Annotated in this window: 31 protein-coding genes and 1 tRNA gene; 17 read left to right on the plus strand and 15 right to left on the minus strand. The window is 65.9% G+C overall.

What is annotated here, in order from left to right:
- Positions 1-126 precede the first annotated feature (126 nt).
- The 3 genes from G6N57_RS21555 (at position 127) to G6N57_RS21565 (ending at position 2,521) form a co-directional block, all read left to right on the plus strand.
- Positions 127-1,485 (plus strand): aromatic ring-hydroxylating oxygenase subunit alpha, encoded by a 1,359-nt coding sequence (locus G6N57_RS21555; RefSeq protein WP_077739451.1) that lies wholly within the window; start codon positions 127-129, stop codon positions 1,483-1,485.
- Positions 1,486-1,526: 41 nt separating this feature from the next.
- Entirely contained in the window at positions 1,527-1,991 is a 465-nt protein-coding gene (locus G6N57_RS21560; RefSeq protein ID WP_174814503.1) for a hypothetical protein, read from the plus strand.
- 62 nt (positions 1,992-2,053) lie between these two features.
- Positions 2,054-2,521 carry a GtrA family protein gene (locus G6N57_RS21565; protein WP_234815727.1) on the plus strand — a complete coding sequence of 156 codons (468 nt, stop codon included), beginning with the start codon at positions 2,054-2,056 and terminating at the stop codon, positions 2,519-2,521.
- A 10-nt stretch (positions 2,522-2,531) separates the two neighbouring features.
- Here the strand turns inward: G6N57_RS21565 and G6N57_RS21570 are convergent, their stop codons facing one another.
- The 4 genes from G6N57_RS21570 to G6N57_RS21585 form a co-directional block, all read right to left on the minus strand.
- Positions 2,532-3,902 (minus strand): LLM class flavin-dependent oxidoreductase, encoded by a 1,371-nt coding sequence (locus G6N57_RS21570; RefSeq protein ID WP_077739450.1) that lies wholly within the window; start codon positions 3,900-3,902, stop codon positions 2,532-2,534.
- Positions 3,903-4,009: 107 nt separating this feature from the next.
- The gene (locus G6N57_RS21575; RefSeq protein WP_077739449.1) at positions 4,010-5,074 is read right to left on the minus strand and encodes a M20/M25/M40 family metallo-hydrolase; all 1,065 of its coding nucleotides are present in this window, start codon (positions 5,072-5,074) and stop codon (positions 4,010-4,012) included.
- A 51-nt stretch (positions 5,075-5,125) separates the two neighbouring features.
- Positions 5,126-5,944 carry an acyl-CoA thioesterase domain-containing protein gene (locus tag G6N57_RS21580; protein ID WP_077739448.1) on the minus strand — a complete coding sequence of 273 codons (819 nt, stop codon included), beginning with the start codon at positions 5,942-5,944 and terminating at the stop codon, positions 5,126-5,128.
- 44 nt (positions 5,945-5,988) lie between these two features.
- Positions 5,989-6,687 carry an MBL fold metallo-hydrolase gene (locus G6N57_RS21585; RefSeq protein WP_077739447.1) on the minus strand — a complete coding sequence of 233 codons (699 nt, stop codon included), beginning with the start codon at positions 6,685-6,687 and terminating at the stop codon, positions 5,989-5,991.
- Between the two features lie 50 nt (positions 6,688-6,737).
- On the opposite strand from G6N57_RS21585, the gene G6N57_RS21590 reads away from it, so the two are divergent.
- From G6N57_RS21590 to G6N57_RS21600, 3 genes are all read left to right on the plus strand, one after another.
- Positions 6,738-7,556: a serine hydrolase family protein gene (locus tag G6N57_RS21590; protein ID WP_234815726.1), complete on the plus strand. Its 819-nt coding sequence runs from the start codon at positions 6,738-6,740 to the stop codon at positions 7,554-7,556.
- Between the two features lie 74 nt (positions 7,557-7,630).
- On the plus strand, positions 7,631-8,398 hold the full coding sequence (locus G6N57_RS21595) for a DoxX family protein (RefSeq protein WP_097926159.1): 768 nt from the start codon (positions 7,631-7,633) through the stop codon (positions 8,396-8,398).
- Positions 8,399-8,407: 9 nt separating this feature from the next.
- Positions 8,408-8,938 (plus strand): RDD family protein, encoded by a 531-nt coding sequence (locus G6N57_RS21600; protein ID WP_077739445.1) that lies wholly within the window; start codon positions 8,408-8,410, stop codon positions 8,936-8,938.
- Between the two features lie 60 nt (positions 8,939-8,998).
- Here the strand turns inward: G6N57_RS21600 and G6N57_RS21605 are convergent, their stop codons facing one another.
- Complete coding sequence (locus tag G6N57_RS21605) at positions 8,999-10,441, minus strand: GntT/GntP/DsdX family permease (RefSeq protein WP_077739444.1); 1,443 nt, start codon at positions 10,439-10,441, stop codon at positions 8,999-9,001.
- Positions 10,438-10,953 (minus strand): gluconokinase, encoded by a 516-nt coding sequence (locus G6N57_RS21610; RefSeq protein ID WP_077739443.1) that lies wholly within the window; start codon positions 10,951-10,953, stop codon positions 10,438-10,440. Before G6N57_RS21610 ends, G6N57_RS21605 begins: the two co-directional genes overlap by 4 nt.
- 123 nt (positions 10,954-11,076) lie before the next feature.
- Here G6N57_RS21610 and G6N57_RS21615 point away from each other — a divergent pair, with 123 nt between their 5' ends.
- Together G6N57_RS21615 and G6N57_RS21620 are read left to right on the plus strand one after the other, a co-directional pair.
- Positions 11,077-11,793 carry a FadR/GntR family transcriptional regulator gene (locus G6N57_RS21615; protein WP_077739442.1) on the plus strand — a complete coding sequence of 239 codons (717 nt, stop codon included), beginning with the start codon at positions 11,077-11,079 and terminating at the stop codon, positions 11,791-11,793.
- Between the two features lie 8 nt (positions 11,794-11,801).
- Entirely contained in the window at positions 11,802-12,689 is an 888-nt protein-coding gene (locus G6N57_RS21620; protein ID WP_077739441.1) for an SCO6745 family protein, read from the plus strand.
- A 4-nt stretch (positions 12,690-12,693) separates the two neighbouring features.
- Here G6N57_RS21620 and G6N57_RS21625 read toward each other — a convergent pair whose 3' ends face one another.
- The 7 genes from G6N57_RS21625 to G6N57_RS21655 form a co-directional block, all read right to left on the minus strand.
- Entirely contained in the window at positions 12,694-13,020 is a 327-nt protein-coding gene (locus G6N57_RS21625) for a YnfA family protein (protein ID WP_039320074.1), read from the minus strand.
- Positions 13,021-13,023: 3 nt separating this feature from the next.
- A complete protein-coding gene (locus tag G6N57_RS21630) occupies positions 13,024-13,770 on the minus strand; it encodes an ABC transporter ATP-binding protein (protein ID WP_077739440.1) in 747 nt (248 codons plus the stop codon).
- Positions 13,754-14,608 (minus strand): ABC transporter ATP-binding protein, encoded by an 855-nt coding sequence (locus tag G6N57_RS21635; protein WP_065461420.1) that lies wholly within the window; start codon positions 14,606-14,608, stop codon positions 13,754-13,756. Before G6N57_RS21635 ends, G6N57_RS21630 begins: the two co-directional genes overlap by 17 nt.
- Positions 14,605-15,807, minus strand: a complete 1,203-nt coding sequence (locus G6N57_RS21640; protein WP_077739439.1) for a branched-chain amino acid ABC transporter permease — start codon at positions 15,805-15,807, stop codon at positions 14,605-14,607. Before G6N57_RS21640 ends, G6N57_RS21635 begins: the two co-directional genes overlap by 4 nt.
- Positions 15,804-16,856, minus strand: a complete 1,053-nt coding sequence (locus G6N57_RS21645) for a branched-chain amino acid ABC transporter permease (protein ID WP_077739438.1) — start codon at positions 16,854-16,856, stop codon at positions 15,804-15,806. The genes G6N57_RS21640 and G6N57_RS21645 overlap by 4 nt, the downstream gene beginning before the upstream one ends.
- An 83-nt stretch (positions 16,857-16,939) precedes the next feature.
- Positions 16,940-18,151 (minus strand): branched-chain amino acid ABC transporter substrate-binding protein, encoded by a 1,212-nt coding sequence (locus G6N57_RS21650; RefSeq protein WP_077739437.1) that lies wholly within the window; start codon positions 18,149-18,151, stop codon positions 16,940-16,942.
- Positions 18,152-18,347: 196 nt separating this feature from the next.
- A complete protein-coding gene (locus G6N57_RS21655) occupies positions 18,348-18,974 on the minus strand; it encodes a two-component system response regulator PdtaR (RefSeq protein WP_077739436.1) in 627 nt (208 codons plus the stop codon).
- Between the two features lie 83 nt (positions 18,975-19,057).
- Here G6N57_RS21655 and G6N57_RS21660 point away from each other — a divergent pair.
- A tRNA-Leu gene (locus G6N57_RS21660) sits at positions 19,058-19,131 on the plus strand.
- 88 nt (positions 19,132-19,219) lie between these two features.
- Here the strand turns inward: G6N57_RS21660 and G6N57_RS21665 are convergent.
- Complete coding sequence (locus tag G6N57_RS21665) at positions 19,220-20,425, minus strand: site-specific integrase (RefSeq protein ID WP_077739435.1); 1,206 nt, start codon at positions 20,423-20,425, stop codon at positions 19,220-19,222.
- Complete coding sequence (locus tag G6N57_RS21670) at positions 20,425-20,649, minus strand: TolB-like translocation protein (protein WP_077739434.1); 225 nt, start codon at positions 20,647-20,649, stop codon at positions 20,425-20,427. The genes G6N57_RS21665 and G6N57_RS21670 overlap by 1 nt, the downstream gene beginning before the upstream one ends.
- Before the next feature lie 351 nt (positions 20,650-21,000).
- Between G6N57_RS21670 and G6N57_RS21675 the strand changes: the two genes are divergently transcribed.
- From G6N57_RS21675 to G6N57_RS21710, 8 genes are all read left to right on the plus strand, one after another.
- Positions 21,001-21,213 (plus strand): hypothetical protein, encoded by a 213-nt coding sequence (locus tag G6N57_RS21675; protein ID WP_077739433.1) that lies wholly within the window; start codon positions 21,001-21,003, stop codon positions 21,211-21,213.
- A 118-nt stretch (positions 21,214-21,331) separates the two neighbouring features.
- Positions 21,332-21,541: a helix-turn-helix transcriptional regulator gene (locus G6N57_RS21680; RefSeq protein WP_077741747.1), complete on the plus strand. Its 210-nt coding sequence runs from the start codon at positions 21,332-21,334 to the stop codon at positions 21,539-21,541.
- A gap of 95 nt (positions 21,542-21,636) precedes the next feature.
- Complete coding sequence (locus tag G6N57_RS21685) at positions 21,637-23,367, plus strand: AAA family ATPase (RefSeq protein ID WP_077739432.1); 1,731 nt, start codon at positions 21,637-21,639, stop codon at positions 23,365-23,367.
- Positions 23,368-23,706: 339 nt separating this feature from the next.
- Entirely contained in the window at positions 23,707-24,201 is a 495-nt protein-coding gene (locus G6N57_RS21690; protein ID WP_077739431.1) for a hypothetical protein, read from the plus strand.
- A complete protein-coding gene (locus G6N57_RS21695) occupies positions 24,198-24,518 on the plus strand; it encodes a hypothetical protein (RefSeq protein ID WP_077739430.1) in 321 nt (106 codons plus the stop codon). The genes G6N57_RS21690 and G6N57_RS21695 overlap by 4 nt, the downstream gene beginning before the upstream one ends.
- A gap of 31 nt (positions 24,519-24,549) precedes the next feature.
- Entirely contained in the window at positions 24,550-24,822 is a 273-nt protein-coding gene (locus G6N57_RS21700; RefSeq protein ID WP_133118337.1) for a hypothetical protein, read from the plus strand.
- Positions 24,819-25,094 carry a hypothetical protein gene (locus G6N57_RS21705; RefSeq protein WP_077739429.1) on the plus strand — a complete coding sequence of 92 codons (276 nt, stop codon included), beginning with the start codon at positions 24,819-24,821 and terminating at the stop codon, positions 25,092-25,094. The genes G6N57_RS21700 and G6N57_RS21705 overlap by 4 nt, the downstream gene beginning before the upstream one ends.
- A gap of 5 nt (positions 25,095-25,099) precedes the next feature.
- Positions 25,100-26,701, plus strand: coding sequence for a terminase large subunit domain-containing protein (locus G6N57_RS21710; protein WP_077741745.1), 1,602 nt, complete (start codon positions 25,100-25,102; stop codon positions 26,699-26,701).
- The last annotated feature ends 12 nt before the right edge of the window (positions 26,702-26,713 follow it).

A 26,713-nucleotide genomic window follows, 5' to 3' on the forward strand; every position in this document is an offset into this window, starting at 1 on the left:
GTGGCCTTTCTGCGCGTCTCATCGCACCCATATTCACTGTTGTATGGGAGATACGGCTATGTATAGTAGTGATCGCAGTCACAACAGACACCTCACCGCCCACATTTCGATCGAGGAGGCCGCCCCGTGCCGACAGCACGCCCCGGAGATTGGGTCGAGAACGCCACCGCCCTGGACGACATCGCTCCCGACGCGTACCGGATGGAGATTCCGACCCGGCGCTACGTCGCTCCGGAATTCGTTGCCCAGGAACGCGATTCGATCTGGAAGAAAGTCTGGCAGGTGGTCGGTCGGGTCGATGAGCTGACCAAGGCCGGCGATTGGAAGCAGTACCAGATCTTCGACCAGTCCTACATCATCGTGCGCGGCAAGGACGAGAGGCTTCGCGCATTTGTCAATGCCTGCCGGCACCGCGGCAACGTGCTGTGCCGCGAAGCCCGGGGAAACGCCAAGCGCGGCTTCCTGTGTCAGTACCACCTGTGGTCCTACGACCTGGACGGGCGCCTCAAGGGCATGCTCCGCGAGGCTCTGGCCGGGCCGATCGACAAGGACACGCACGGGTTGCTCGAGGTCGCGGTCGACACGTTCGCCGGTTTCGTCTTCCTCAATCCCGATCCGGATGCGGCGCCATTGGCCGACTTCATCGGCGCGGAGGTCGCGACCATGCTCGCGCCGTACCACCTCGACGAGATGGTCACCGTGATGGACGTGACCGAGGCGATCGACTGCAACTGGAAGGTCGTCCTCGACGCCTTCCAGGAGGGCTACCACATCGATGGGATCCATCCCCAGTTGTTGCGGGTGATCAACATCGATCCCGCCACGAGCCGCTACCGGTTCTTCGAGCAGCACAGCGTGTCGATGGCGCCGTTCGATGTCGTCGGCGCCACGCCCGAACATCAGGTCGACGGAATCATGGACCTGCCCGAGACCTTCCCGTCCACCGTCGCGGTTATCCCCCGCTTCTCCGAACTCGTCGCCGAACACCGTGGCGACGACGGCTCACTCAATTTCCCCGACGGCGTCACCGCCCGCACGCTGCTGCAGCAGGCGACACGAGACACCTTGACGGCCATGGGACTTGACGTCAGCGGTCTGACCGACGCACAGATGAGCGACAACCACGGCTGGGTGTTGTTCCCGAACTTCTTCATGACGATCCGCGCCGGCGAAGCGCACATCATCATGTCCCTGCCCCACCCCGACGGAGACCCCAACCGGTGCATCTGGCACGTCGCCAGCTACATGTGGTTGCCGGACGAAGCCAAGGCCGCCTTCACCGCGGAACCGATCGTCGTGGACGAGGCCGGCAGCTACAAGTATTTCGAAGCGCTGCAACAGGATTACGAACAAATGCCGCGTCAGCAGATCGGGTTGCGCAACACCGCGCTGAAGCACATGGCGCTGGTCAAGGAAGAAGTCGTGATCGCGCACTTCCACTCCGTCGTCGACAAATACCTGGAATCCGCCGGCGTCAACTCCTGACCGGTCCGGGCTCGAACCCCGCTACAGCAGAGGATTTTTCGTTGAAGCACGTCAGTGAGGTCGTCGACGACTACACCGGCCGCAGCCGCGCGGCGGTGCAGTACGCGGCCACCACCAAACAACTCGTGGACGCCGCCAAGCAACCTGGGTTCCGGGTGGAAGGCTGGGCGCCGCTGGCCGACTTGGTCGCGGTCGACGACTTCGAACGGGTCGGCAACTTCAAGGAGGTGATGAACTGGGGGCAGTACACCGACTTCCTGACCAACTGGGCCACCGCCTCGGAGTGGGACGGGTTGTTCAAGCGGGTCAGCGAGGTCGCCGGAGTGGTGTTCCTGGAGCTCGAGGAGCGCACGAAAATGGGCGATTTCGAGTCGGTGGTCAACTCCATCTCGGTCTACGAGTTCACCGCCGACGACAAGATCCGGCACATCGACGTCTACCTGCAGATGGCGTTGCCCAACACCGAGATGCTGACCAGCTACGAGGGCGTCGAGATCTCGGATTAGGCATCGAATGAAGTTCGCTCAGCGCTCACGGTCCTGACACCTTCCGATGGCACGGTGGCCAGGTGCGGAGCGAACCCGTCCGGGTGTCGAGGGCCGATCGGTTTCACCGGATCTGCGTCCAGGTGGTCCGGCGCCTACCGGCGCCGCTCGATTCTGTTGTGGCCCCGACTTTCCTCGGCTTCGTGGTGATCAACACGTTCACCTTCGGCGTCGATCTGGCGATCCTGACCGCCCTCCACGGCGTGCTCCGGATACCCCTGCCAGTCGCGGTCAGCGTCGGATACGCCGGCGCCTTCGGCCTGGCGTACTACCTGAACCGGACACTCAACTTCCGCTCGCACGCGGCCGTCGGCCCGCAGCTCACGGTGTATGTGGTGGCGGTGGTGATCAACTACCTGGCGTTCATCCTCGGCGTATCCAGCGGGCTGGCGGCGTTGGGTGTCGAGTACCACCTGGCCCGCATCGTCGCCGGTGGCTGCGAGGCGCTCTTCATGTACAGCGCCATGCGCTGGGTGGTGTTTCGCCCTTGATGCCTGGGCTTCAGCCGACCAGAGATCGGGCCAGGTCGCGGTAGCCCGCCGCGCGGTGCGATTCGGGTAGCCGCGAGCCACGTCCGAACAGCTTGTTGCGCAACGTGCCTTCCTGATACTCCGTCTTGTACAGCCCTCGTCGCTGCAACTCCGGCACCACGTGGTCGATGAAATCGACGAACGAGCCGGGCGTGATCACGTTGGTCAGGTTGAAACCGTCGACATCGGTCTCCTCGAACCACTCCTGCAGCTCGTCGGCCACCTTGGTGGGCGACCCGACGGTGAAGCCGCCCTCGGCGTCGATCGATTTCGAGTCGATGAAGTCACGCAGCGTCCACTGGCCTTGCCCGAACGTCTCCACCGAGGACTTCAGGAACTCGTTGTCGGTGACCGCCACCGGATCGTCGAGGTCGAACCGTGACAGGTCGGTACCGAGCCACCCCGACCACAGGGCCAACGTCCCTTCCGGATCGGTGTAACGCCGGAATTCGTCGTAGCGCGCCTGCGCGGCCTGTTCCGTCTCGCCGGTCACCACCACGTGCCCGTTCACGATCTTGACGTCGTACGGATCACGGCCGGCGGCCGCAGCCCGCCCGCGGATATCGGCCACCGCCTCGCGCAGAAGCTCCTTGGTAGGTGCGCCGATGAACACCACCTCGGCGTTCTCCGCTCCGAACTGCCGGCCACGATTCGATGCACCGGCCTGGTAGAGCACAGGGGTCCGCTGCAGGGAGGGCTCGCACAGGTGAATACCGGGGACCCGGAAGTGCTTGCCGTCATGGCCGATCGGATGCACCTTGGCCGGATCTGCATAGGCCGCCCGGCCCGGCGCGGCGCCGACCGCGTCGTCTTCCCAAGATCCTTCCCACAGCTTGTACAACACCTCCGTGTACTCGTCGGCGATGTCGTATCGATCGGCATGTGGAGTGATGGTGTCCAGGCCGTGGTTCCGCGCGGCACTTTCCAGATACCCGGTGACGATGTTCCAGCCGACCCGCCCCTTGGTCAGGTGGTCCAATGTGGACATCCGGCGGGCGAACGAGTAGGGATGCTCGAAGGATGTGGCGGCGGTGATGCCGAAACCCAGATTGCTTGTCACAGTGGCCATTGCGGGTACCACCAGCAGCGGATCGTTCACCGGCACCTGGGCGCCGGCACGCAACGCGGCCGCCGGGCCGCCGCCGTACACGTCGTAGATGCCGAGCACATCGGCGATGAACAGGCCGTCGAACAGGCCGCGCTCGAGCAACCTGGCCAGGTCCAGCCAGTAGTCGATGTCCTTGTAACGGGCCGCCTGCGAGTCCGGGTGCCGCCAGGTACCGGCCACGATGTGAGCCACGCAGTTCATGTCGAACGCATTGAGCACGATCTGTCGTGTCACGGGAGACCTCCGGGAAGCAGGTTCAATTCCACCGCCGACTGATCCCGCGGGGGCGGCGAAACTATCCGCCGATCCCGCTGCCGAAACAAGGGATCAAATCCCGCCGATCAGAAACGGGCCACGAACTCCGCCAAGATGTCGGTCACCGCCGTGATGGCGCGCCGCGAAATCACTTCGTAGCCGTGGGTGCTGAGCGTCGGGAGACACAGCAACCCAGCCTGGGGCGACAACCCGGAGGCTTTGGTGTGCGACGCGTCGGACTCGAACGCCCCCAGGACCGCGGCCTGCGGTGAATGACCGAGAGAGCGGGCGATTTCGCACAACCGATCGGCGACAGCCTTGTCATACACGCATTGCGCGTCGCCGTAGGCGACGATCGGCCCGCCGGTGACCGTGGTGTCGTACTCGGCCTCCGTCGGTCCCACCTCCACCGCGAGGGTGAGGTCCCCCGGCAGCGTCCGGCAGGCGTGGGCTGCGCCCACGCCACCGATCTCCTCGTTCGTCGTGAACACCAGGTACAGGTCGCCGGCCGGGCGCCGACCGGTGTCGCGCAGCCTTCGCGCCAGCAGTATCAAGGCCAGCAGCGCGGCGCGGTCGTCCATGAAATAGCAGCCGACGTAGTCGCCGACTTCGATGAGCTGACGCTTACTGCGGTCGATGCACACCCGAGTACCGGGCCCGATGCCCGCCTTCGACAACTGCTCGGGCTCCGAGCCGGTGAACACGTAGACGTCAGGCCAGTCAAGCGCCCTGTCGCCTTGGTCCGGCTTGGTCTGCCAGACGTGGGTGGTCTCTCGGGTGGTGTGCTCGGAACCCAATGCGAGGACCCCGCAGAGGGTTTCGTCATCACCCAGAATCGCCACGGGCCCCAGACCGAAGTTCGCCGGGTACATCGTGCCCAGCGGGGCGAGGCGCAGCGTGCCGTCGGGCTCGACCCGTTTGACGAGCATGGACAGTTCATCCATGTGGGCCAGCACCCGGGTGGTCGCGGCCTGCTGCCCTCGGATCAGGCCGACCAGGTTGCCGGCCGCATCGCTCGAGAGTTCGTCGACGAACGGTTCGAGTTCCCGTCGACAGATATCGCGAACCTCGTCCTCCTGGCCGCAGGGACCGTACGCCGACAGGAGCTCCTGCAACAGCGCACGTTCGAACCCGTCGTCCAGCTCCGCCATGCCTGCTGAATTGCCGCGGGTGCCCGCCGGGAAACCTCGACGGTCGGCCGATCACCTCGGTGCGGTGCGCTCCGGAAACGGGTCGTGGGAGAAATCGATCTGCGCCGCTGGGTTGCTGATGGCCGTGACGAGGCCGGTGCCGAACGCCCCGGCACTGTCGAACAGCGTCGATGCGCCTACCGCCACCCCCTCGGCGGCCCAGTGCGAGTCCGCCTGGACGCCGATCCACTCGTCACCGGGCAACCGCGACAGGGCGACCGTCAGGTCACCGTTGATGTAGCCGACGCCGGCGGTGCCCAGGTTCGTCACCAGGCTGGTGCCCTCCGCGGCCATCGCCGCCCGCACGAACGGCGAGTTCGGTTGCCCCTGCACCACGGTGATGGTGCGGTTCATGAACCGCTTGCGGGACGCATTCTGATGCTCGGCGATGGCGCGACTCCAACCGCCCTCGTCACTGCCCATATACGTCGTCCGGTCCCCGTCGAGCGCGGTGGGTGGTTCGAACCGGACCGGCGCCGTCCACTCCTCACCGCGCGGGGGTGCGCTCAACCGGTACTGCACCAACGTCGCCCGCGCCACGGTCACGCCGTCCTGTACCAGCTCGCATTCGGAGTTGCGGACCCGCCGCCCGTCCCGGACCAGCGCCACCTTCGTCGTAGTAGGAAGCCCGCGCGCGGCCTTGAACAGGTCAACCGTCAGCCGGGCCGGCAGAAACTCGGGCAATCCGAAGGCCGACTCAAGCGCTCGTGCTGCCAGCCCGACCAGCGCGGGGCCGTTCAGGTGGTCCTCACCCCAGTGGCTCTGCGCAAAGCGGGTCGGCTGGAATCGGTCCTGCTCGGACTGCACGAAATGGGCGTCAACCTCGGTCATCGGCGAATCGTCGCATATGGGCTAACTAAATCTGGCGGCGGGGATCAGGAAGGGCGCCGGGCGCTCAGCCAACGCTGCTGCAGCCGGATGAAGTGGGCGTCGACCACCGCGCCGTGGCCGGGCACGAACACTCCGTCCCGCCCGCCCTCGGCCAGCACCGCCTCCAGGGTGGCCGGCCACGCCTCGAGATCTGAATCCGCGTCGATGACCGGGTCACCAGACTGTTCGACGAGATCACCGCAGAACACCACCGGGTGTTTGTCCGGCACCGTGACGATCAGGTCGTGGCTCGTGTGCCCTCGGCCGGGACGGCAGATGTGCACCGTCCGGCCGCCGAGATCGAGATCCCCATCGGACAACTGGTGCGTGGACACCGGCATCGCCGCGATCGCCTCATCGATTTCGTCGACATCGGCACCGTGTCCGATCGCGTCCGCGCGCAGGTGCGCGCGACCGGACGCCAAGGTGTCCGCAACCTCTGGCGCGCAGAGGATTTGCGCGTCCTCGAACCATGAGCAACCCAGCACATGGTCAAAGTGGTTGTGGGTCAGGACGATATGTCCGACGCGTTGTCCGGTCAGGGTCGCCACGTCGGACTCGATACCGCGGGCCTCGGCCAGTGTGGTGCCGGAATCGACCAGCAGAGCCTGCTCGCCGCCGCCGACGAGCCCGACCGTGACATCCAAAAACGGAAGGCGGGTGCGCCATACACCCCCGCCCAGCTCTTCCCAGTCGTAGTTCATCGCCCACCGTCGATGCCGACAATGCGACGCACGCCTGCGAAGCTACTCCCATGCGCCGCCTCCTGTTCTGTGTTTGTGCACTCGTCGTCACCTGCGGCGTCACCGTCCCGTCGGCACGTGCGGCCTGCACGGCCGGAACGGATTGCGACTTCGCCGAACGCATCGCCGCCGCCGACGCCTACCTGATGTCCCGACCGGGCACGGTCGGTTACGTCCTGCGTGATCGCACCACGGGCGCCGTCTACCGAAATGCGCACGCGGGCGAACAGGTGTGGACGGCGTCGACGATCAAACTGGGCATGGTGGTCGACCTGCTGACCAGACAACGCGCAGGCACCGTGACGCTGACCGACTCCGACCGGGCGCTGATGGCGGCCATGCTGCACTCGTCGGACGATGACGCCGCCGACACCCTGTGGTCCCGGTACAGCGGTGCCGACCACCAGGCGTTCAACGCCGATTTCCCGGCCTTTGGGCTGACCGGGCTGCAACCGCAGCGTGGGTTCAGCCGGATCTACCCGTACTGGGGCTTCCAGAAGGCCACGCCCGAGGATCTGGACCGATTGATCAACTACACCCTCACCGGCCTCGCCCCTGCCGAGACGGCCGGCATCGTGGATGCACTGCAGCACGTGGACACCAATCAGCAGTGGGGCGTCTGGGGCGCAGGACCGGCGATGAACCCCGGCAACAAGGACGGCTGGTCACTCGAGCAGGGCGGCTGGGTGGTCAACAGCGTCGGCTTCGCCGGACCCGAGCAGCGCTACACGTTGGCGATCATGAACGCGCTGGGCGACCAGGGCGGATACGACGACGGAGTACAGACCACCACGCACCTCAGCGAAGTACTGCTGGCCGGGCGCCGGTGACCTGACCACGGAGGTTTGCCGCGCTGGGCTACGGGAACTCCTAGCCCATGTTGATCAGACGAATCGCCCGTCCCATGTTGTCTGCGACCTTCATCGCCCGAGGCGTCGATACCCTGCGCGACCCGAGCACCTCCACCGAGACCACCCGCCGAACACTCGGCGCGCTCAGTGCCCTCCCCGGTCCGGTGGGGTCAGGGGTTCCGAACAATGCCGAGGCGGTGGCACGCGTCAACGCGGCGGTCCAGGTGGCAGGTGGGCTGCTCCTGGCGCTCGGTCGCGCGCCCAGGCTGACCGCGGCGGCACTGGCCGTGACGATGGTGCCGAGAAGCATTGGCTCACAGGCCTTCCTGAAGGACTCCGACCCGGAACGCGCCGCGGCGCAGCGCCGTGAGTTCTTCACCGACGTGAGTCTGCTGGGCGGCCTGATCATCGCGGCCGCCGACACCGCGGGCAAACCGTCGCTGGCCTGGCGCGGACGCCGTGCCGCGCAGCAGGTCTCGGCCAGTATCGCGGCCGCCGTTCCCGGCGCCTCGGCGAGCGGTGACGCGCTCGCCGACAGCGCGATCGCCGAGAAGATCGGGCATGGCCTGGTGGTCGGGGCCGAGCGCGGCCGCGAACTGGCCGACGCTGCCGTCGAGCGGGCCAGTGAATTGGCCACCGAACTGGCCCAACTCGCGCGTGAACACGGGCCCGAGGTCGCCGACGCCGCTCGTGCCCGCGCCGGTGAACTGGCGCTCGTGGCTCGCGAGCGCGCTCCAGAGCTGGCAGAGGCGGCCCGCGAACGCTCCGCTGCGCTGGCCGATCTCGCACGAACTCAACTCGACCAGCGCCGCGATCGGTAGCGTTGTGGCATGAGCACGGGTGACTATCAACCGGAATTCGGGCAGTACGGACAACCGGGCGGCTATCCGCCGCCCTACGGAGGGCAGGTGCCGGGTGGTTATCCCCCGCCCTACGGCACCCAAACCCCTGGCGGCTTGGGCCGGCGTTGGCTTGCCCGGGTGATCGACGGGATCCTCGTCGGGATCGTGGCGTTCTTCCTGTCGTTCATCACCGATTCGCTGTCGAATTACTGGGTCACCGGTCTGTTCAGCGGATTGCTGATGTTCGTGTACTTCGTCGGCCTCGAGGTGGCGACGGGTGCGACACCGGGCAAGAAGCTGCTCGGCCTGGCGGTGCACGGCGCCGGCAACACACCCAAGCCGACGGCCAAGGAATCAGCGATCCGCAACGCGTTCACGCTGCTGCCGATCATCCCGTTCGTGGGCGGCTTCCTGGGCATCATCGCGATGATCGTGATCGCGGTGACCATCAGTTCCAGCCCGACCAAGCAGGGCAAGCACGACGAACTCGCCGGCGGCACCCAGGTGGTCCGGGGCTGAAACCCGTTGCGTGCGGTGCCCGTTCGATCGGGCACCGCACGCCGGGGCTCGGTTACCCGCTCAGATCACCAGCCCCAACAGCAGGACGAAGACCAGACCGGCCACCGACAGCGCCGTCTCCATCAGTGACCACGATTTGATGGTCTGGCCGACGGTCATCCCGAAATACTCCTTCACCAGCCAGAATCCGGCGTCGTTGACGTGTGAGAAGAACAACGAGCCGGCGCCGACGGCGAGCACCACCAGGGAGACCTCGCCGGTGCTCATCCCCTCGACCAGGCCGAGCATCAGCGACGACGCGGTGATCGTGGCCACCGTGGCCGATCCCGTCGCCAACCGGATCAGTACGGCCAGCACCCACGCCAGCAGTACCACGGACAGATTGGCGCCCTTGGCCCATTCGGCGAGCAGGGTACCGATCCCGGTGTCGACCAGGACCTGTTTGAACCCGCCACCGGCCGCGACGATCAGGATGATCCCGGCCACCGGAGGAAGCGAAGACTCGATGCATTTCACGATCTGGTCGCGAGTCATCTTCGCGCCGCCACCGAGGGTGAACATGCCGACCACCACCGCGATCAGCAACGCCATCAACGGCTGGCCGAGAATGTCGAACGTCTGACGCAGCAGGTGCGACTTGTCGTCGACGAAGATGTCGACCAGGGCCTTACCCATCATCAATGCCACCGGCAGCAGCACGCTGAACATGGTGAGGCCGAACGTCGGTCGCGTCTTCGTAGCGGTCGCCGTTCCCGTCGTGCCGGCGCTGCCACTGCCGTTCGAGTTCCCGCCCGTGGGGTCCGCCGCGTCGAACCGGTCCGGCACCTCGAGGACGACCCACCGGCCGGCCAACTTGCCGAACAACGGGCCCGCCACCACGATCGTCGGGATAGCCACCAGCACACCCAGTGCCAGCGTGACACCCAGGTCGGCGTTGAGCAGTGAGATGGCGGCGACAGGTCCGGGATGTGGTGGGACGAATCCGTGCATGGCCGACAGGCCCGCCAGCGCAGGGATGCCGACCGTGATCAAGGACAGTTGCGAACGGCGGGCCACCAGGTAGATCACCGGCATCAGCAGCACCAGGCCGATCTCGAAGAACATCGGCAGGCCGATGATCGCGCCCACCAATGCCATTGCCCACGGCAGTGCTCGCGGGGACGCGTGCCCGACGATGGTGTCCACGATCTCGTCCGCTCCCCCGGAGTCGGCCAACAGCTTGGCGAACATCGCACCCAGGGCGATCAATATTCCGACGCTGGCCGCGGTCGAACCGAAGCCGCTGGAGAACGAGGCGAGTACGTCGCTGATGTTCTCCCCCGCAGCCATCCCCACGGTCAGCGCGCCGAAGATCAGGGCCAGGAACGGATGCAGTTTGACGATCGTGATGAGCACGACGATCAGGGCGATGCCGGCCAGTGCGGCCAGAACCAACTGTGCTCCGCCCGCGACCGGTTCGACCAGCTCGGTACCGGCCGCGAGATGAGTGAGCGCCGAGGTCATCGGTTCTCCTGTTCTGTTGTCGCATTGTCGGATTCGGCCATGTATTCGTCGATGATGGCGTCGATGCTCTGATCCACGTCGATGGCGACACCGGCCTCGTCGGGGCCGAGCGGCTCCAGCGTCGCGAACTGAGAATCCAGCAGGGCGGCCGGCATGAAATGCCCCGGCCGGCTGGCTTGACGTCGGCGAATCACCTCGGGCGAACCGCTCAGATACAGGAACACCACCTCGGGGCAGTGCCGACGCAATTGGTCGCGGTACTTGTGTTTGAGTGCCGAGCAGCTCATCACGCCGCCGTCGTGGTGTTTGGCGAGCCACTCCCCGATCGATTCGAGCCACGGATACCGATCCGCGTCGTCGAGGGCGTGGCCCGCGGACATCTTGGCGATGTTGGCGGCGGGGTGGAAGTCATCGGCGTCGGCGAACGGTACCCGCATCCGCTGCGCCAGCGCGGCGCCGATGGTCGACTTTCCCGAACCCGATACGCCCATGACCACGACTGGTGAACCCATACATCCGCCTCATAATGTGTGTCTGCCGTCACACATCATGGCTCAAAAATCATACGTTTGCAATACCATCACGATTACATCTGTTTTTTACTCACAAGTTGGGCAATATGACAGGATGTAACCGTGTCCTCGCCTTCAAATGTCGGCGCGCTGCATGACAGCCTGCTGACCTCGCTCGGCACCGGAATCGTGTCCGGCGAGCTGGCGACCGACCAGGTGCTGACCCTCGACCGGCTCAGCGCCGAACACGAGGTATCCCGCAGCGTCGCGCGCGAGGTGATCCGAGTGCTGGAGTCGATGGGCATGGTGGAATCCCGACGCCGGGTCGGCATCACGGTCCAACCCTCGCGCAAATGGAATGTGTTCGACCCCAGACTGATTCGCTGGCGCCTTCAGTCCGGCGACCGCGCCGCCCTGCTCGCGTCACTGTCGGAGCTACGGCGAGGTTTCGAACCGGCCGCCGCGGCACTCGCCGCACAGCGGGCCAACCCGGACCAGTGCCGCATCCTGGCCGCCGCGGTCTCGGACATGGTGGTGCACGGCCGCTCCGGCAACCTCGACGCATACCTCTTGGCGGACAAGGTCTTCCACCAGACCCTCCTGGAGGCCAGCGGCAACGAGATGTTCCGTGCCCTCAACGACGTGGTGGCCGAGGTGCTGGCCGGGCGCACCCAGCACGGCCTGATGCCCCACACGCCCAACCCCGCGGCCATCGAGTTGCACGACGAGGTGGCCCGGGCCATCCGGCTGCGGGACGAGAACGCCGCCGAACGCGCGATGCGCGCCATCATCGACGAGGCCGCCACCGCGGTGACCAACGGCGACGGGCTCGATGCTTAACTAGCGGTATGGGTCGCTCTCCGGCATTGGCACGTCGTTTCTTCGACCGGCTCGAGCCGATTCACGGGGTCACCTACTTCGCCCCCGAGCCGCGCGCAGCCCTCGACGCGCTCGGCTACCGGGGATTCTGGATGGGCTACTTCGCTGCCCGATCAGCGCCGCTGGGCATCGTGCCTGCCGAAGTCGTCGCCGCGGCCTTCTACAACTTCACCACTGAGCGGGTCGCCAAGGCGCTCCCCGCGGTCTGGGACCAGGCAAGTCCGGCAACCCTTTTGCAGGTCCGATCGGATTCGGCGGTTGCGGCGCTGCGCCGGTCCGGCGTCGCCGACTCGGAGGCCACCCGACTGGCGGCCGAGTTGACCGCGAAAGCCGCACGCACCGCTCCGCTGGACGGCCGACCGCTCTACGCCGCCAACCGCGCCCTGCCGTGGCCGGAGGACCCGATCGCCAAGCTCTGGCACGCGGTCACCCTGTTGCGCGAGCAACGCGGCGACGCCCACATCGCGGTGCTGGTCGCCGAGGGGATCAGCGGCAGGCAGAGCAATGTGCTGCACGCGGCGGCAGGCCGGGTTCCGCGCGAGATGATCATGCGCAGCCGCGATTACGACGACGAGCAGTGGGCGCGCTACGTCGAGCAACTGCGGTCGCGCGGCTGGCTCGACGCCCAGGGCGAACTCACCGACACCGGGCGCGACATCAAGCAGGCGATCGAGGACCGGACCGATGCCCTGGCTCTCGGTGCGCTGGATGAGCTGACCGACGACGAGATCACCACCCTGTTCCGGGTGCTGACGCCGATCACCCGGCTGGTGGTGGCCGCCGGTGACGTTCCGGCCGCCACACCGATGGGCCTGAATCGCGACAACCTCGACGACGACAGCGCCCACCTGGGCTGAGGGATCAGCGCGGGGCGTACATGATCAGCCCGACGCCGGCGAGAGCCACCAGCGCGCCGGTGACGTCCCAGCGGTCGGGGCGGAAACCGTCGGCGGCCATGCCCCACAACAAGGATCCGGCGATGAACACCCCGCCGTAGGCGGCCAGGACGCGGCCGAAATGGGCGTCGGGCTGGAACGCGGCGACGAACCCGTAGGCACCGAGCGCGATCACCCCGGCGCCCATCCACATCCAGCCGCGGTGTTCGCGCACGCCCTGCCACACCAGCCAGGCCCCGCCGATCTCCAGCACCGCCGCCAGTACGAACAGCGCGATCGATTTGCCTACCATCAGTTACGCGACACCGAGGTAGGCAGCGCGAATGCTGTCGTCCGCCAACAGTTCCCGCGCGTCACCGGTGCGGGTGACGTTGCCGGTCTCCAGGATGTAGGCACGGTCGGATCGACTCAGCGCCTGCTGGGCATTTTGTTCCACCAGTAGCACCGTGGTGCCCTGCGTGTTGATCTCGGAGATGATCTTGAAGATCTGCGAGATCACCATCGGCGCCAGTCCCATCGAGGGTTCGTCGAGCAGCAACACCCTGGGCCGGGCCATCAGTGCCCGGCCGATGGCCAGCATCTGCTGTTCCCCGCCGGAGAGGGTGCCACCCACCTGGGAACGCCGCTCGGCCAGCCTGGGGAACGTCGTGAACACCCAGTCCAACCGCTCGTCATGCGCCCCACGGGAATCGAATTTGCGTCCGTAACATCCCATCTCGAGGTTCTCAAGCACGGTCATGCCGGGGAACACCCCGCGACCCTCCGGAGCCTGGATCAGCCCGTCGATCACCCGCTGGTGTGCCTTCACCCGGGAGATGTCGCGGCCTTCGAACCAGACCGACCCCGAGGTCAACGGCCGCAGCCCGGAGATCGCGCGCATCATCGTGGTCTTGCCTGCCCCGTTGGAGCCCAGCAGCGTGACCAACTCCCCTTCGTGGACCACCAGTGAAACCCCGTGCAACGCCTTGATGCGGCCGTAGTGCACCACCACGTCACGCACCTCGAGCAGCACGGGGCGGCTGGTCTCAACCGAGCTCGTCATCGGGTACCCCCAAGTAGGCGGCGATGACCTTCGGGTCCTCGCGGATGTCGTGCGGCAATCCGTCGGCGATCTTGCGGCCGAATTCCAGCACCACGATGCGGTCGGTCACGCCCATCACCAGACGCATGTCGTGCTCGATCAACAGCACCGTGTAGCCGTCGTCGCGGATCTTGCGGATCAACTCGATGAGTGAGGCCTTCTCGGCCGGATTGAACCCCGCCGCCGGCTCGTCCAGACACAACAGCTTGGGCTCGGTGGCCAGGGCACGGGCGATCTCGAGGCGACGCTGGTCCCCGTAGGGAAGGTTCTTGGCCTTCTCCTCACCGCGGTGGGCGATCCCCACGAAGTGCAGCAGGGCTGCGGCGCGCTCGATGGCCGACCGTTCCTCGCGCCGATGCCGCGGGGACCGCACCAGCGCTCCCGGCACCGAGGTCTTGTGCCGCGCATCGGTTCCCACCATCACGTTCTCCAGCGCGGTCATCTCGCCGAACAGGCGGATGTTCTGGAACGTACGGGCGATACCGCGGCGCGTGATCTGGTGACGCTTGATCCGCCCCAGCGGAGCGCCGTCGAAGATCACCGATCCAGAGCTCGGCCGGTACACCCCGGTGATCGCGTTGAAGCAGGTGGTTTTGCCCGCCCCGTTGGGGCCTATCAGTCCGAGGATCTCACCTCGGCGGATGTTGAAGCTGACGGAGTCCAGGGCGACCAGGCCGCCGAACTTGACGGTGAGATCCCGTGTTTCCAAAAGGGTTTCACCCTCGGCAGCCTGGATCTCGCGGTGCACCCCGGCCAGTTCTTCGACGCTCTCGGTCACGCCGGGCATGGGTTCGCTCATCGCACCGGCTCCTTTTCCGTGCCGCCGCGCAACAACTCCCGGGCAGATCTGCCGTAGGTCAGCAGCTGCTGGCGCACGGGGAACAGGCCCTGCGGCCGGAAGATCATCAGCACCACCAGGGCCAGACCGAAGAACAGGTACTTCAGATCTCCGAGGTTGATCCCGAGGAACTCGACCCCGAGCAGCCGGTTGGGCAGATACACCACGACGAACGCACCGAATATGACGCCGAGTTTGTTGCCCTGCCCGCCGAGCACCACCGCGCACAGGAACAACATCGAGTTGATGATGTTGAACGTCGGCGGTGCCACGTACTGGACCTGGCCGGCGTAGAGCGCACCCGAGAGGCCACCGATCGCGGCGCCGATCACGAAAGCCCACAGCTTGAACCGGAAGGTGTTGACGCCCATCACCTCTGCGGCGTCCTCGTCCTCGCGGACCGCCACCCACGCGCGCCCGACCCGGCTGCGCTCCAGGTTGCCGACCAACAGCAGGATACCGACCATCAGGATCAGGCCCAGCCAGAACCACCAGGTGCCGTAGTTCGCCGTGCCCGCCGAGTTGCCGCTGGAGAACACCCCGTTGGGCAGGGTCTCGCTCTCCCCCAGCCGTGGGTAGGCCACCTGGTTGAGCCCACGGGAACCATTGGTGATGTCTGACAGGTTGTCGGCGAGCAGGCGGATGATCTCGCCGAATCCCAGGGTCACGATGGCCAGATAGTCTCCGCGCAACCGGAGGGTCGGAGTTCCCAGGATGAGCCCGGCCAGCGCGGTGACGGCCATGGCCAACGGCACGCACGACAACCAAGCCCAGTCCTTGCTGAAGAACCCGTTGGGCCCCACCTTGTTCCACGGGCTGTCCGGGCTGGTGAGCAGCGCGACCGTGTAGGCGCCGACCGCATAGAAGCCGACGTAGCCGAGGTCGAGGAGGCCGGCCTGCCCGACGACGACGTTGAGCCCGATCGCGATGATCGCCACCATCGCGAACTGGGCCATGGTGCCGCCGAAACTGATGCCGGTGGTGTTGAGGAAGCTGGGGGTGAACAGCGGCAGCAGGGCCAGCAACCCGAAACCCACCACCCCGACAGACCATTTGGCCGCCCGCGACAGGTTGGACCACCATTCGCGAATGGCGTCGCCGGGGGCCAACAGCGTCTTGGTCAGTGACCCGGCGGACCGTGAACCGTGTTGCTCGCTCATACCCGCGCCTTCCCGAGGCTCTCACCGAGTATGCCGGTCGGCCGGAACAGCAGGACCAGCACCAGCAGCACGAACGCCACCACGTCACGCCACTGCGTTCCGAACACCGCCTGCCCGTAGTTCTCCATGATGCCCAGCAGCAGACCGCCCAGCAGGGCACCGCGAAGATTGCCGATGCCGCCGAGCACCGCTGCCGAGAATGCCTTGATGCCGAGCAGGAACCCGCCCGAGTAGATGATGCCCTGGGGCACTTTGAGCGTGAAGAGCAGCGCCGCGACACCGGCGAGCAGGCCGCCGATGAGGAAGGTCCGCATGATGATTCGCTCTCGGGAAACGCCCATCAGCGTCGCGGTGGTCGGGTCCTGTGCGACCGCGCGGATGCCGCGGCCGAACTTGGTCCGATTGATGGCGATGTCGGTCAGCAGCGCGATCACCAGCGCCGCGCCGATGATCACCAGCGTGACGTTGGTGACGACCGCTTCGAACTTGGTGCCCTCGAACAGCGTGAACTGGACAGTCGGCCGGACCAGCTTGATCGGCTGTTGGGCATTACTACCGCCGTATCCCTTCAGGATTTTCGGCAGCACGAAATGCACGAATTCCTGGAGCACGAACGACATGCCGATGGCTGTGATGAGAAAGGTCAGGGAGCGGGCATTTCGCTTGCGCAGCGGCCGATAGGCGATGAACTCCAGGCCGACCGCGGCCGATCCCGAGACCAGCATCGCGAACAGCATCGCGATGCCGAGGTAGAGCACGGTCAGCGCGACGCCCTTGTCATACGTCGTGCCACCCGGGGTGAAGCCGAGAACGACGTCGAGGCAGAAGTACGCCCCGAACATGCCGAGCATGAAGATCTCGGAATGAGCGAAGTTGATCAGGCGCAGCACGCCGAAAACCAGGGTGTAGCCCACCGCCACCAGTGCATAGATCGCTCCCCAGGACAATCCGTCGATCGTCAATTGGAGAAATCGGTCTTGCAGTCCGTGCAGGTCGAAGTTGATGTTGGCTGCCAGGCAGGCGGATTGCTCGACGCACTGGTGGATCATCCGGCGGCGGCTCCTGACTTCGTGATGTGAAGCGAAACGCGTCCGAGTCCGGGCTACGGTCTCGGACGCGTTTCGTCAGCGGACTACTTGACTTCGTACATCCAGATCAAGTTGGTGGTCAGCTCGCCCTTGTCGGTCCACTGGTACTTGCGGGCCACACCCTGGCCCTCGTACTTGCGGACGAAGTCGAGCAGGGCCGGCCGGGTGATGGCACCCGAGTCGATGCCCTTGAGCAGGATGGTGCCCAGGTCATAACCCTCGGTGCTGTACGTGCCCGGCGCCTGGCCGAACTTCTTGGTGTACTCGTCGGCGAACGTCCCGGTGGCCGGGCCGCACGGGCAGGACAGCAACGCACCCTTCGACGCTTCGCCCGCCTGGTTGACGAACTGCTGGTCCTTGGTGCCGTCGGCGCTGACGAAGGTCGCCGTCACGCCGCCGTCCTTGAGCTGCTGCACAAACGGTGCGGCCTCGGAGTAGTAACCGCTGTAGAACACCGAATCGGGAGCGGCTCCCTTGATCTGGGTGACGGCGGCCGAGAACTCCTTGTCCCCCTTCTTCACCGAGATGTTGCACGACGAATCGGCTACCGGGCCAAGGGTTTCGCGAACCGCCTCGGCCAGGCCGAGCCCGTAGTCGGTGCTGTCGTCGACCACGCACACCTTCTTGTTGCCCAGCGTGTTCTTGAGGTAGTTGGCAACCGAGGGACCCTGGACGCCGTCGTTGGCCAGACCGCGGAAGAAGGTGCGCCACCCGTTCTCACTCAGGGTGACGTTGGTGGCCGAGGCGGTGGCCGCGACCAGACCGGCCTGGTTGAAGACGTCGCCGGTGGCCTTGGTCTCGCCCGAGAACGCCGGCCCGATCAGGCCGATGATGAACGCCTCGTCGACGATCTGCGGCGCCACCCCGGTCGCCTTCTGCGGATCACCTTCGGTGTCATAGCTCTTCAGCTGCACCTGGCAGCCGGCGTTGGCGGCGTTGTGCTTGTCGATCGCCAGTTGCACGCCGTTCTTGATGTTGATGCCAAGCGCGGCGTCCGGCCCGTTGAGCGCGCCCATCATGCCGATCATCACCGGCGGGCAGGTCGCCTTGCCGTCGCCGGCAGGATCGGCGGGAGTGACGTCCTGAGCGGCCTTGACCTCAGCACCGTTCTCGTCGATCTGAACCTTCTCGACGATTTTCAGATTGGTCTGGGATGTCTCGCCTTCCGGCGAGGATTGGTTGCAGCCGGCAATCGCCAGGGCAACCACACCCGCGCTTCCGAGAGCAAATGCTTTCCGTGCCACGCGACCGCGCACGCTTCACCTCCGGGTCAGAGTTGTCAGCGGCACCGGCGCCCTGACCTTGCGAGGGTGGGCGCCGGAGCTTCGGGTAGAACATAGCCAACCACCGGCCCGAGTGCGGGATCTTGAGTGAATGGTTCTTCCGCGGGTCCTGGCTGAACGCGGAGTTTCGGCCCGGCGGAAACCCATAATTAACACCCGGGCCCGCCGATCAGTTCTCTTGAGCGGGCGATTCCTCGGAGTCCTCGAGGGTTTCGAGTACCACCTCGGCCACCCGTTTCATGGTGGTGCGGCGATCCATGGCGGCGCGCTGAATCCACTTGAAGGCCTCGGGCTCGGTCATCTGATGTTTGCTCTGCAGCAAACCCTTGGCCCGCTCGACCAGCTTGCGGGTCTCCAGACGATCCCCCAGCGACGCCACTTCGTTCTCCAGTGCGGCGATCTCGCTGAACCGGCTGACCGCCACCTCGATCGCCGGCACCAGGTCGGTGATGCTGAAGGGCTTGACCAGGTACGCCATCGCGCCGGCGTCGCGGGCCCGCTCGACCAACTCCCGCTGGCTGAACGCGGTCAGGATGACGATCGGGGCGATGCGCTTGCTGGCGATCTCGGAGGCGGCGTCGATGCCGTCGCGGCGCGGCATCTTGACGTCCATGATCACCAGGTCCGGGCGCAGCGATTCGGCGAGCTCGACGGCCTCCTGGCCGTCGCCGGCCTCCCCCACCACCTCGTAGCCCTCCTCGCGCAGCATCTCTGCGAGGTCGAGGCGGATGAGCGCCTCGTCCTCGGCGATGAGCACGCGGCGGGGGCTTTCAGCGTCTTTCGGTGACCCGGTCATGGGAGACATTGTGTCGTGGAGGCCGCCGTTCGGCGACTGCGGGGGCATCCTCTATGGTGGTAGGCCGCAGTACAGATCGGGACGCCCTCGTATCCCAACTGGCAGAGGAAACGGATTCAAAACCCGTACAGTGTGAGTTCGAATCTCACCGAGGGCACTCACTTACTAGACATCGTACATGCAGGTCAGAGGCTTGAATCATCTATCGTGACACCGCTTTTACGAGTCACTTGACTACATTCTGACTACATCTGCCCGGCCAGCGATGCGGGCAGGGTCATCCCGGCAAGACGTTCGTCGTGGGCGTCGGCGACGGCCTCGGCGTCCTTGTCGAACAGGTCGGCGTAGGTGTCCAAAGTCATTGTGGCCGACTTGTGCCCGAGCATCTTCTGCACTGCCTTGACGTTCGCGCCCGCCGACACCGCCAGCGATGCCGCGGTGTGGCGCAGATCGTGGGGTGTGATGCGCGGGAAGATCGCCGTGTCCGGCTCGCGGTCGGGCTGCACCTCGTGCTCGACGGCACGAGCCTTATCCGCAGAGGTGGCGCACCGGGTCACCGCACCGTCGAACCACGTTTTCATTCCAGGCGGCTTGGCGTAGTCACCGCTCGCGGCCGGGAACACGATGCCGTCGCGGCCTTTGCCCTGACACGCCGAGGCCAGCGGGCCGACCAGGAATCGAGGCAGCGGCACCGTGCGGCGTTCGTGCGTCTTGGGTGTGCCCACCTCTACTACTCCCCCGACGTTCACCGCGTTGCGCCGGATGTGCAGCCGGCGCCGCAGCGTGTCCACGTCGGCGACGTGCAGGCCGGCCAACTCGCCCCATCGCAGCCCGCAGTACGCGAGCACCAGGACGATGGCGCCCTTGTCCGGCCCGGCCTCGGCCGCGAGAGCCATCACCTGGTCATCGGTGAGGTACGGGTGTTCGCGCTTGACCTTGCGCGGCAGCTTGGCGCCGCGTGCCGGGTTGGCCGTCAGGCGACGATCCCTCACCGCGTCATCGAGGATGCCCGCTAGCACGTTGTAGGCCCGAATGACCGTGACCGGGCCGCTGGCCTTCTTGGTCACCTTGCCGTCGGAGTCGGTGACCGCGCGACCTATCGCTGATACCCACGATTGCACCGCCGAGTGCCGGATGTCAGCGAGTTTCACCGCACCCCACTGCGGTTCGACGTGCACGCGCCACGCGACTTCTTCGACGCGGCGGCTCGATGGCTTGAGGTGTGTCCGGCGTGCCAGCCAGCCCGGCCCGAGGTCCCCAACGGTCACCCGCGCGTCGGCCGGGTCGATGTACTCTCCGCGTGCCTTGCTGACGGTGACGGTGGCCGCGTAGTTCTCAGCCTCACGTTTCGTTTTGAATCCGCGGGCGCCCGTCAGTCTGTTGTCCGGCGTTCGGTATTGCACCCGCCACCGGTCACCGTGGGCCGTGGCGTATTTCTTGATACTGGCCATCAGTGCTCCAGCTCGGCCGGCCAGCGGCGCATGCGGCGCAACATGCCGTCGTTGCGCACCCGATAGACCGCGAGCAGCCCTCCCCGATTGCGCAGGACGACATAGCGCTTGCCGTCGTGTGCGACTTCTCCGCTGCCCTTGGTGGGTTGTTCGGTCCCACCGGTTCGGAAGTACGCGGCGAACGCGCGGCGCGTCAGTTCGTCGTCTGCAATGGCGCTCGGCATGGGCTGATCCTAGGCCGGGATCCCGGTTTGTCAAACAAGGGTTATGGTCGCGTCGGCGGGACATGACAATACCGACTTTGCAGTCAGTGTCGTTGGCCTGTAGAGGTATTCGGCGTTTCGCTACCGTCAACGGTCATCAGCCCGTGTTAATCTCCGTGGCACGGTCGCTCACCGCGTGAATCTGAGCCACAGGCGACCGCCCCGTTACCCCGGCAGATCTGGGCGACGACGGGAGCACATCGCCCACGGGGCCTGGCATCCAGGCCCGCGCAGGACGCCCGAGGACCGTGACGCTCAGAGGTCCGCATCGGTTCTGGTCTGCGAAACCGCCCCCGTAGTGGAGGTTTCGACATGACCACACAGCCGAGCTCGCAGGTTCTTGATGAGCTGCTGACACCGCAGCAGGTGGCCGCCTATCGCGGCACGACGACGGGCGTGCTGGCACAGGAGCGATTCAAGGGCGTCGGTCCGCGGTTCATCCGCGACGGTCGGCGCATCCGATACCGCGCCAGCGATATCCGCGACTACATCGAGGCCAGCGCCGTAGAAACTGCGAGCCGGTGAGTCACCCATGATGAACGAATAGTCCTCTTGCACAACACCTTCCGAGGCGGTGCAGTCGTTCCAGCGTGCACAACGCCCGCGTACCTTGCTCAATACCCGCAATCACGAGGAGCCAACCATGGCCGACACCGTGACCGTCATTCATCTGCTCGACCCACCCGCAGCCGCGCGTTACATCAACATGAGCCCCGAGACGATGCGGGTGTGGCGCCGGACAGGGACCGGACCCGCCTTCATCCGCGTCGCCAGTAACCGCGTCAGGTACCGCGTTTCGGACCTCGACGCCTGGCTCGACGGGTTGCGGGTCTCTACCGGCGACCAGGACTGACCCCTGAAAGAACTCACCGGGCCGGGGCCATTTTGCCTCTGACCCGGCCCGGTGATCACCCGAAGGACATTCCCGTACACCAGAACAGGAACACCATGAAGACTACCGCTCAGCCGGGCATTGACACCCGATCAGAGGCGAACGATCAGAGCACGGACGAAAACCCGTTCGGAAACTCCCGCGCGGGCGGGTTCACAATGCCCGCCGAGGTAATCGGCGGGGCCTATGCCGCGGAGCTGTGCGACGAACTGACAAGCACGGAACGCAAGTGCATTGCCCGCCTTGACGTGGTGAAGGTGGCCGACCTCGCCGCGCTTGGCCTTATCGGGGCCGACAGGCGTCCGACCGAGGATGACGTTCGCACGTGGTGCGAGAGCCGGGGGCGGACATGGACGCCACCGACTAAGGCCGCATCACGTACCGAGTTGCAGGTAGCTGTGGCGGGTATCGACCCGAAGGCACGTCATGCGCTCGCCGATGTGGTGGCAGCAGACGAGGACGGCCAGGAATGGGCGAGGCCGGTCGTCAAGCACGCCCGCAGTCTGAACAAGATTGCGCGACGGGAACGGACTCCCAACCGATCCAAGAAGCCCGCAGTGTTCAGTGCCGCCGATCTGCTTGACCTCGGGGTGCCGATGAGCACCATTGCCGCACTGCCGGTGGCGACCACTGCTGCGCACGGTCGCTCGGTCGACATCATCGATACGTGGGACGCCGAGGACCGGGCACAGGCGAACGCGCGAGCGCGCGCGGCTGACGGTACTGACCCGGATGACGGAACGCCCCTTTACGCCGACATCGGGCAACTTCTCGATGACGGTGTGCCAGATCTGCCAAACCCGGACATATTGCGCCGCACAGATGATGTGGGGTTGTTCTACCGCGGCGAAATCAACCTTCTCTATGGTGACCCCGAGGACGGAAAGACGATGGTCGCACTCGCCGGCTGCGCCGAGACGCTACGTGATGGCGGCACCGCATTGTTCGTTGACCTTGACGACAACGGCGTGGAGTCCATCGTGGCCAGATTGCTAATGCTCGGAGCCCCACAGGGGGCTCTACGCGCCCGCCGATTCCGCTACTGCTCACCAGCCGGACCTGATCGGCTTGAACAAGTTATTCGAGATTGCACTGCCGGCACAGAGGCGCCCGATATCGCGGTGATCGACTGTGTGGGCGAGCTGGTGCCTTTGTTCGACGGAAGTAACAACGACAGCGACGATTTCACCCGCATCATCCGCGGTACCGCCGGACTGCTAGCCCGGGCAGGCACGTGTGTGATCCTGATTGACCACATGGCCAAGAACTCCGATAGCCGGAATTACGGTTCAGGCGGGACCATGGCGAAGCGTCGCCGAGTCGGCGGCACACAAATACGAGTCTCAGTTGAAGTGCCGCTGCGCAAGGGCCAAGGTGGAACGCTGCGCCTGTCGATTCGCAAAGACCGGCACAGCGGGCTACGCCAGCACTGCTACCCCGTGCCGGAGGGTAAGGGAGCGCTGCAAGTGGCGGGCCGGTTCATCATCGACCCTGGCGACGCTGCTTGGTGTGTGGCCATCGATCCGATGGTCTTAACTGCGGCGGAGGGCGGTACGGCGCACGACGCAAGGCGCAGTCGTTATATCGAGGCCGCAAGGGGGCTCGCCGACGGTTGGACAGTCAACGAACTCGCGCAGCGAGTCCACGGTGAGAATCCCACCGACGCGCAGCGTAAGGCCACGGGGCGGGTGTTGAAGTCGCTGATGACAGACCCCAATCCGTGTGTCGAGAAGCTGACCGAGGGTGCGAAATTCCGGCCCGCGACCCACCGCCTCCTATCCGACTAGGTTCCGTGAAATCGCAGGTTGTCCATGGACAAATGACCATGGACAACCGTCGCTCATGGACAACATATGGACACGTGGACATCAATACGGACAAATAGCAGGTCAACTCACGGACAACCAACATGGACATCATGGACACCGGCCATATGGACACGGACACACACGCTCTACGTGTGTCCATGTCCATGGGGGTTCGTCAGCCCGTCCCCAGTGCTGCGAAACCGACTGCCGTTCAGATCGTGTCAGCCGTTCTGGAGGCTGTGTAACGACGACGGCAGCCAGTGCCGAATTGACGCGCGAGCGCCCGAGCACTGCACGCCTTGCGTAAAGAATGCGGATATGGCACCCCTCATGCCCCATCGAGAGAGTCGAGCCCGAGCCGAGCAAGCGTTCCGGCTGCGGTCCCTCGGCTACACCTGGCAGGCCGTCGCCGACCACTTCGGGTATCGCAGCTGTGGGGCGGCTCAAACGGCGGTCAACCGGCACCTGGACCGCCAGTTGCCCGAGACGGTCGAGGGTGCGCGCAAGTCGGCGACCGAACGTCTCCAGATCTCGGCGCAGATCCTCGCCGAACGGATCTTCGAGGCGCGTGCGGCCGGTGACGACGACCGCCTGGTGCCGCTGATGCGAGAGCTGCGGAACACCACTTCGGAGATGACCAGGCTGAACGGGCTGAATGTGCCCGTCGCCCAACAGGTCGACGTGAACGTGCAGCACTCGGCCACGGCGATTATCGACCGGATGGAAGCTGCGCTGCTCGAACTCACCGCACGACAACAACAGCCACACGCGGCGCTCGGCAGCGTGATCGAGGGAGAAGTGATCGAGGGATGACAGCGATTGAGACCGTGATCAGGTCGGCAACCTCGGTGGCGCGCGATGCCGCCGAGGGACGCCTGGACCCGACTGCCCTCGATACCGCGGTGGCCGAGCAGTGCCGCGAACTGTTCGGTGTCGTGGCCGGCCCGAGTGATCCCTTGTGGCCGTTACACGTCGACATCGCCCGCCAGGTTCTCGCGCTGGGCGCGCTGACCGCCGACGAACTTGGCGAGTGGCAGGCGGTGATACGGCGCCGAGAGCCTGTCACCGAGGGTTCGGAGGCTGTGGAGCCCGCAGACGGCACCGGTACGGGCCCCGCCCTGGTCGAGTAGCTACTGCACGGCACTTTGACACGCTGCAGTCGTGACTACGGCAAATCGTGACCACCAGAGGTGTCACGCGACCATCGACGCCGACGGTTTCAACCCACGATCGCGCGCACGGTCGGCGTGGCAGGGGCGTCTGGCTGTGATGGCTTCCCGGGGTGAAACCGACAGCCCGCGTGTCGATCAGTGTCGCCGCGCGCTGGGCTGGTGGCGGGTGCATGACGTGATCCATGCCGAGGTCAACCGCGGGACGATTCCGCCCGACCGGGCAGCCGAGCTGATCGAGCATCTGACGGGAGCGATGGAATGAGCCAGACCGACACCAATACCGAGCACGGCATTACGGCCGACCAGCTCGACGCGGTAATCCTCGACATTCTGCGGTCCACCGAGGGCGAGACGCTGCCGTGGCGGCATCTCCGAAAGCGACTGCCCGAACGGGAGTTCTGGCCGCGACTGTGGTCACTGACTCGCCTTGTCGAACGTGGTCAGGTCGAAGTGTGGAAGGACGACCACGGTCGCAATTACGTGTGCTTGTCGATTCCCGCGCCGACTCGCAGACCCCGGGGCCGGGCAGCGTGAGCACCATGGCGTTGCCGACCGTGGTCGGGGCCCGCGCCTTGGCGTCGCGGCGTGCCCAGCGGCGACCGACGACGCCGGCAGAACTGGCGAAACGAGTGCTACCTGGCTACCGGGTCACCCCAACCATTGCGATGATCAGCGACGCCATCGCCGACGCCGTGCACAATCCTGATCGCCGGTACATCATCAGCACGCCGCCGCGCACCGGCAAGAGTGTGCTCACGTCGCAGGTTGGGACCGTGTTCGCGCTGGCGAGCAACCCTGACGCCCGAATCATCCTGCGGTCCTACAGCGACAGCCTGGCCGAGGAACACTCGCGCGCAGCCCGTCGCCTGATCGAGGACCACGGCGACCGGCTCGGTATCGCGCTGTCGACCGACAAGACCAGCGTCGGCCGCTGGCAGTTGGCCGGCACGGACGGCGGGCTGTTGGCGGGCGGCATCCTGTCCGGCGCAACCGGGTTCGGCGCCGATCTGCTCATCGTGGATGACCCGATCAAGAACAGCGTCGAGGCCGACTCAGCGGCCTACCGGCGTCGGTTGTCCAATGAGTTCCGCGCCTCGCTGCTGTCCCGACTGCACCCCGGCGCATCGGTCATCATCGTGGCCACCAGGTGGCACGAATCGGACTTGTCCGGCGAGCTGCTGGCCGAGGACGGCACCCGCTGGCAGCACATCAACGTGCCGGCCATCTCGACACCGGGGGTGCCCGACGCCCTGGACCGCGACCCCGGTATCGGCATGACGACCGCGCTCGGTGAGCGCACCGTCGAGGACTTCTGCGAGATTCAGCGGGCCGTGGGCTCGCGCGCGTGGGCTGCGCTCTACCTCGGCGTCCCAAGCACGCCCGAGGGAACGCTGATCAGGGCCGACTGGCTCGACGCGCACCGACTTCCCGCAGCACCGCTGCGCCCGATCAGGACCGTGGTCGGTGTCGACCCGTCTGACTCAGGTAGCGGTGACTCGTGCGGCATCGTGGCCGCGTCGATCACCTCGGATGCCACGGTGGCGGTGATCGCGGACATGTCCGCGCCCATGACTGCTGAGCAGTGGGCGCGCCAGGCCGTCGAGCTGGCCGTCGACACGGGCGCCAGTGAGATTGCCATCGAGGGTTTCGCCGCCCGCGAGACCTACGTCCGCGTGGTCAAAGACGCGCTGTCGCGCTATCAAGTCGGCCACCCGATCAGGGTTACGTCCTGGCCTCCCAAGGGGTCTGGCCGGGGCGGTGGCGACGCATTGGCCCGCAGCGCTGCGCTGCTGCAAGGGTTCGAGGTCGGCAGTGTTCGCATCGCCGGGCATCTGCCCGAGCTGGAGGACGCCGCGGTGGGTTGGCAGGTCGGCCAGCACCAACCCGACCAGATTGCCGCCCTGGTCGTCGCTCATGACGTACTGGTCCACGCGCTCGCGCAGCGGGTGACGTTCACCGACCCGTCCCGCCTGGACCGCCAGCGCGAGCGCGAGAGCCCGTTATCACCAATGGAACAACGCCTCGGTGTGCGCCCGGGATTGGCCAGCGTGACACCGATAGACAGCCGGTTGACCCGGCGCATCAGCGGCGGCGGGTACAACCCGCTGGGCTACCAGAGGACGACCCGGCGCGGATTCTGACCGAGTCCGCGT

Origin of the sequence: Mycolicibacterium boenickei (assembly GCF_010731295.1) — a bacterium.
GTDB classification, from domain to species: Bacteria; Actinomycetota; Actinomycetes; order Mycobacteriales; family Mycobacteriaceae; genus Mycobacterium; species Mycobacterium boenickei.

Excerpts from the sequence above, each read along its gene's own strand:
- G6N57_RS21710 (WP_077741745.1), top strand. The coding sequence starts at position 25,100 with ATGGCGTTGCCGACCGTGGTCGGGGCCCGCGCCTTGGCGTCGCGGCGT.
- G6N57_RS21635 (WP_065461420.1), bottom strand. The coding sequence starts at position 14,608 with ATGAGCGAACCCATGCCCGGCGTGACCGAGAGCGTCGAAGAACTGGCC.
- G6N57_RS21625 (WP_039320074.1), bottom strand. The coding sequence starts at position 13,020 with ATGGTAGGCAAATCGATCGCGCTGTTCGTACTGGCGGCGGTGCTGGAG.
- G6N57_RS21685 (WP_077739432.1), top strand. The coding sequence starts at position 21,637 with ATGAAGACTACCGCTCAGCCGGGCATTGACACCCGATCAGAGGCGAAC.
- G6N57_RS21645 (WP_077739438.1), bottom strand. The coding sequence starts at position 16,856 with ATGATCCACCAGTGCGTCGAGCAATCCGCCTGCCTGGCAGCCAACATC.
- G6N57_RS21665 (WP_077739435.1), bottom strand. The coding sequence starts at position 20,425 with ATGGCCAGTATCAAGAAATACGCCACGGCCCACGGTGACCGGTGGCGG.
- G6N57_RS21585 (WP_077739447.1), bottom strand. The coding sequence starts at position 6,687 with ATGAACTACGACTGGGAAGAGCTGGGCGGGGGTGTATGGCGCACCCGC.
- G6N57_RS21705 (WP_077739429.1), top strand. The coding sequence starts at position 24,819 with ATGAGCCAGACCGACACCAATACCGAGCACGGCATTACGGCCGACCAG.
- G6N57_RS21605 (WP_077739444.1), bottom strand. The coding sequence starts at position 10,441 with ATGACCTCGGCGCTCACTCATCTCGCGGCCGGTACCGAGCTGGTCGAA.
- G6N57_RS21640 (WP_077739439.1), bottom strand. The coding sequence starts at position 15,807 with ATGAGCGAGCAACACGGTTCACGGTCCGCCGGGTCACTGACCAAGACG.
- G6N57_RS21670 (WP_077739434.1), bottom strand. The coding sequence starts at position 20,649 with ATGCCGAGCGCCATTGCAGACGACGAACTGACGCGCCGCGCGTTCGCC.
- G6N57_RS21680 (WP_077741747.1), top strand. The coding sequence starts at position 21,332 with ATGGCCGACACCGTGACCGTCATTCATCTGCTCGACCCACCCGCAGCC.
- G6N57_RS21600 (WP_077739445.1), top strand. The coding sequence starts at position 8,408 with ATGAGCACGGGTGACTATCAACCGGAATTCGGGCAGTACGGACAACCG.
- G6N57_RS21610 (WP_077739443.1), bottom strand. The coding sequence starts at position 10,953 with ATGGGTTCACCAGTCGTGGTCATGGGCGTATCGGGTTCGGGAAAGTCG.
- G6N57_RS21690 (WP_077739431.1), top strand. The coding sequence starts at position 23,707 with ATGGCACCCCTCATGCCCCATCGAGAGAGTCGAGCCCGAGCCGAGCAA.
- G6N57_RS21630 (WP_077739440.1), bottom strand. The coding sequence starts at position 13,770 with ATGACGAGCTCGGTTGAGACCAGCCGCCCCGTGCTGCTCGAGGTGCGT.
- G6N57_RS21655 (WP_077739436.1), bottom strand. The coding sequence starts at position 18,974 with ATGACCGGGTCACCGAAAGACGCTGAAAGCCCCCGCCGCGTGCTCATC.
- G6N57_RS21620 (WP_077739441.1), top strand. The coding sequence starts at position 11,802 with ATGGGTCGCTCTCCGGCATTGGCACGTCGTTTCTTCGACCGGCTCGAG.
- G6N57_RS21575 (WP_077739449.1), bottom strand. The coding sequence starts at position 5,074 with ATGGCGGAGCTGGACGACGGGTTCGAACGTGCGCTGTTGCAGGAGCTC.
- G6N57_RS21595 (WP_097926159.1), top strand. The coding sequence starts at position 7,631 with ATGTTGTCTGCGACCTTCATCGCCCGAGGCGTCGATACCCTGCGCGAC.
- G6N57_RS21580 (WP_077739448.1), bottom strand. The coding sequence starts at position 5,944 with ATGACCGAGGTTGACGCCCATTTCGTGCAGTCCGAGCAGGACCGATTC.
- G6N57_RS21675 (WP_077739433.1), top strand. The coding sequence starts at position 21,001 with ATGACCACACAGCCGAGCTCGCAGGTTCTTGATGAGCTGCTGACACCG.
- G6N57_RS21695 (WP_077739430.1), top strand. The coding sequence starts at position 24,198 with ATGACAGCGATTGAGACCGTGATCAGGTCGGCAACCTCGGTGGCGCGC.
- G6N57_RS21590 (WP_234815726.1), top strand. The coding sequence starts at position 6,738 with ATGCGCCGCCTCCTGTTCTGTGTTTGTGCACTCGTCGTCACCTGCGGC.